Origin of the sequence: Paenibacillus septentrionalis (assembly GCF_042659865.1) — a bacterium.
Taxonomy (GTDB): domain Bacteria; phylum Bacillota; class Bacilli; order Paenibacillales; family Paenibacillaceae; genus Pristimantibacillus; species Pristimantibacillus septentrionalis.
The window spans coordinates 1-4,888 of sequence record NZ_JBHSTE010000015.1 but is presented as its reverse complement, the minus strand read 5'-3'; the positions used below and the strand labels follow the sequence as shown (position 1 = coordinate 4,888).

Sequence of the window (4,888 nt, the reverse complement as noted above, 5' to 3'; positions counted from 1 at the left end):
CTACCTCGATTGAACATCACCACATAATTGTTACGATCATCGTTCCACTCAATGCGGTTAACCAGCTCAAACAGCTTTGAGTTAGACGTACCTTGAATATAGTTGACAGTTGATAAAATATTTTCTACTTGCAGTTCGGCTTGCATAGCTGCCATATTACTTTTTATTGTATTTAAGGGTATTGTTTCATTCGCAATGAGTACATGAACTTCTGCTTCTTTACGGTTGGTTATTAGGTCTGCAGCTTGTGTCATAGCTGCACGCTGATTGGAATTGTTGATAAAGCGTCCTTTGTTGTTTATCGTTGTTAAAAGCCGTTTGTGTTGTGCTTCATTGGAAGAAGTACCCAGTGGAATGTATGTCACCTGCTGCGCTAGCATTTCCGTTGCTAGTTTTGCCAATTCTTTTGGATTATTCAGCTGCGATAATAAATTATCATCTATGCGGATATAATACTTCTCCGCTTCTGATCTATAAGGTACTTCATTAAGAATTTCTGTCATGTACCTTTTTTCCCCAGTTACGTGGTCAAGATAAGGAATTAATCTTATGTTTACTTTATTCCTTCCTCCTAATGCCCAATCTTCAGCTATAAAAGTTTTATCTAAAACCTCGCTCCATTCTTCAGTATCAAGATTCAATTTGTATAATAACGGTGTTGTTCCGTCTTGCGTGTTTGAGGTGAAAAATAAGTAACTTCCTAACAGTCCTGATGGTTGTATATATCCTAGACCTGGTTTATCAAACAATGCTAAATCTATATAATGCTTTTCTCCGTCCACATCATCCACAATGATTATCTTGCGATTATTTTTATCTATTGATACTATTCTTCCATCATCTGTTATAGCCCACCAATCAACAGAAGATTCATATCCGCTGTGGGTATATGATGATGCTCCTTCATTTATCCTACCTTTTACAACTCTATTTTCACTTCTATCAAAACGAGATACAGTATAATAATACCTACTTCCAGATTCAGCATGCCATGTGCTAAAAATAGGGTCACTAAAAATTAAATCTCCTGTTGCTGGATCTAGTTTATACGGTTGTTTCAATGTTCCGTAATCCGCTTTTTCATTTGTTGTTGGATAATTACTTGTGTTTTGATATACATCTTGTAAAACAAAATCGGGTGCTATAGTTCCTTTACTTGCTATATACCTATCTAGACTGGAATAGTATTTGAATCCGATATGATTTGTGTCATATAAAGCACCATCATTCGTTACTAAAAAACGTGTATATCGTGCAATATGGTCTGCATTATACGAGGGTCCAAGTACTGGTTGGTATAAATACATAAAATGATTAAGTAATCTATCAAATTTTACAGTGTTATACCCCCAAGGATTTCCAAAAAAACCTGAAACAGCATACGTCCAAGGTAAGGTTTCTACAGATCTCTTAGCATCCTCAAAATCATAATAAACAACTTGGTATGCTGGCTGTCTGCAATTACTCCAATTCCCACTACTCGTTGGCCCTCTAGTCATTCCTATAATTTTACTATCTTGGGTAAGTGTTACATGTCCTATGAACGTGTCTAATGGTGACGCTACTAAATCTGATCCATCGGACACGCATACTTGTCCATATGGATGAAATATTGGTTGTGCCGATCTTATTAACCCTGGTTGCGATGGCTCTCCAAATTGAGTAAGTCTTACACCGGCAGAACTATAATAAAAGACTGATTTTTCGTCTTCTAGCATATAAGCGATACTGTTTGCTCCTGTAGCTGAATCTATTGCAGTATCCGCTACTTTTACCACTTCGTTTGTCATGGTATCAAAGTAATACAAAGGCCCCCAATATAAAAAACTCGTATAGCTCAAGTCGCTATTGTCAATATAAGGTGTTGCCGCAAAATACTGTCTCGTTTTACCTTCACTCGATTTCTCCACATGAATCTTATAATCCAGACCATCTGCTGCGAGTGCTGGTCGCAGCACTTCATTAACTAGACTATTGATTTCATCCAACGTTTTACTTGTATTGCCTACGTCTACGATCACATCTACTTTGCGTTGTTCCTTCATTTCAAAGTCAACAAAAGGGGGAAGGTTTAGAACCTCCCCCGTGTCGTCTCCCATTTCAAGCGCTCCAACAGGTACAGGAACTGATGATGTTAGTAACAGTAGGCACAATACTAACCATATTATTTTTTTCTTGTTCATATTGTGGGCTCCCTATTGCCATGTATTTGCTTTCTTACGATCATTACTCGTTACAAACGCATCAATTGTTGGCTGTCCAAATTCCTCTTGCACTTCTAGCAGAAAACGATACTGCCCAACACTCGCTGCTTCATACTCCACTTCCGTTTCATTACCTGTTGCGAATAATACACGTGGTTCATTGAATACACCATCGTTATTGGCATCAAATATCACATACCAATTTCGCTTCGCTATCGTGTCACCGTCATAGGAATAAGAACGATCCTTCAAAGTAAAAGTAGCAATATTTCCTTTTTCGGGATCACGATATATTTTGCGTTGAAACTCAAAATTCACATATGGTGCTTCATCGGGCTTGATCGTGTAAATTCTTGTGACCGTACTGGTATAGCCAGCAGTATTTTCCACTGATAGCGTCACTTTATATCTGCCCGCCTTTTTGAATAGCACATCAATTGATTTTTTCCTATTTAACGATCCAGCATATTTTATTTGATCATTTAAGTTGCCATCTTCCGATTCGATCGTCCATCGTGTTTTTTCATTGATAACAGGATATTTCACTGGACTATCAGAATTTTCAGTAAAGGTAACTTTTCGATTTTCCTTTAATGTACCTGTTTGGTTAATGCCAGCTTCTACAGTTGGTTCAATGACATTGAACGAATAATAGGTACCCGCTTGCAGCCCATCATTATCTTTGACATACAGTAGAACTTGCTGTGGACCGAGCTTGTCATACCACGCTTGCACCTCGCCATAATTCAGGTCATATTTATCCAGCTCTATATTGGGCTGTCGTGCGCCAGGCATTTTCCAGCGGTATGCTTCAATTGTTCCATCTGGATCGTAAGAGTAAAAACCATGGAAGGGTATATAATCGCCTAATTTCACTTCTGATGCGCCGTCTATGACAGCAACTGGGGGGATCAACTGTGGTTTTGGCACTTCTGGTTCAGGGGGTTTAGGAGGGTTTTTATATACATATGTATTGGCCGATAGTAGGCCAGTATTTAACTGCCCTTTGTACAATTCACCTGTTTTGAAATCTACGGTGGCTCGTCCATTGAAAACTTGCGTTATATCTTCTTTTCCTGCCATTGCTTCTTTGGGTATCGTGAATTCATAGCTGCCCGAAACGTTGGTTTTTCCGTTTGCTGACACTTTTATCATTGGTGCGCTTTGGCTTCCGTCCTCGGTTCGCAAGTAGATACGATAATCACGCAGCACGCCTGGCTTCGTTAAATTAACGACTTCGGCATTTAATGTGACTTTAACCTTTATGTCTTTATCGGTGAACTTCACACTGTTTGGATCTGCAATCAGTTCACCGATAATTGCTGGTTCATCTAACGTAATATACTGAAAAGTAATGTTCCCACCATATGAATAGCCAGTTAACTTAGCTTTAGCTGATAGCACATACTCAATCGTAACAGGGTACATTTTGCAGATAGCATGTCCTGTTAGAAAAGCGGGGTTGTCTGTCTTAATGTCTCGTAATGGATCCAACGGTCTTTCTGTTGGCGTATACTGCACACCGATTTCAGGTTTTTTCTCATCATAGCTTTGATTTTTTATAAAAGCAGGCGTGCCTATGATTGGATAAATCTGATTTTTCGGCAGCACAACGGTTGAATAATCAATTTTATTACTTGGAATCACATTATCGTTGCTATCTAGCCATACCGTAGCTGCAACGTTAATTTCAGGCTGTACGAACGTCGTAATGTTGTTTATTTTGCCGTATGGAATATTGGTCGGTGGAATGGACGCACCTTTAGTTTCGGGCAAAGAGCTGGAATATCTTTTTTGCGTTAAAACACCGTCATTCAAATTGTAGGTAGCGACTTGCCAATCGATTCCATCACTGTACCGACACATGGCGTTGCCTGGGTTGGAACGTAGCTTAACTTTTCTTTCACTAGAATATCCTTTGACATCAACTGTTCCAGCATTACTTTCACCTTGAATAACAACTTTAATCTCTCGCTTCTCACGATCCGGCGCAAACTGAATAATTTTCCCCTTGCCTGTATAGCTATACGTGTCAGCTTGATAGAGCACCATCGATGCATCCTCTGGGAATTTGATTGTGTATTCCCTTGTGTTTTGATCTAGTATCTCTTCTTTCACTTCATATGGTGGTTGAGAAGTATGCTGATTACTGGCAATTACTTTCTCGAACGGAATAAATACAATGAATAAAATCACAATAAGCAGGCTTAAACATAAACGCTTGATCATTAGTTTACCCTCTCTGCAATCTCTTTATAGTTACTACCAGCTTTAAATCTAGCTTCAATACCGATAAAATCTATTTCTACTCCTTTTACATTCAAGAAGGCAATACTGCTAGTTATACTCTCCCCAGATTCTAGTCTATAGTCTCGAATATACGTCTCATTATTGTTACCTATATAAACAGAGGAAATTGCTTGCTCCATTATTGTTCCAATATTAGTAACTGCATACATTTTAGGATTCATATCATGATAATTCTCTTGAACAATTCTTCCAGTGTTATTCTCAAGTGTGATGTTTAAGAATAGAATGTCTGTCGCCTTATCGTAATCATAAAAATCATACTTCTTTTGTAGTGCTTTTCCTTCGACAGAAGAGGTCTTATACAAATAAGCACTATGAACCGTCAGTTTTAATCCATCTGTTGTTTCTTGCGTAAACGGCACATTAACTAAACG

3 protein-coding genes are annotated in these 4,888 nt (G+C 38.5%); all 3 read right to left on the bottom strand.

The annotated features are described in order from the left end of the window. A partial coding sequence (locus ACFP56_RS21610; protein WP_379238564.1) for a hypothetical protein occupies positions 1 to 2,183 on the bottom strand: 2,183 nt, incomplete at its 3' end. 12 nt (positions 2,184 to 2,195) lie between these two features. Continuing rightward, complete coding sequence (locus ACFP56_RS21605) at positions 2,196 to 4,433, bottom strand: hypothetical protein (RefSeq protein ID WP_379238562.1); 2,238 nt, start codon at positions 4,431 to 4,433, stop codon at positions 2,196 to 2,198. Continuing rightward, a partial coding sequence (locus ACFP56_RS21600; RefSeq protein ID WP_379238560.1) for a hypothetical protein occupies positions 4,433 to 4,888 on the bottom strand: 456 nt, incomplete at its 5' end. The genes ACFP56_RS21600 and ACFP56_RS21605, both read right to left, overlap by 1 nt.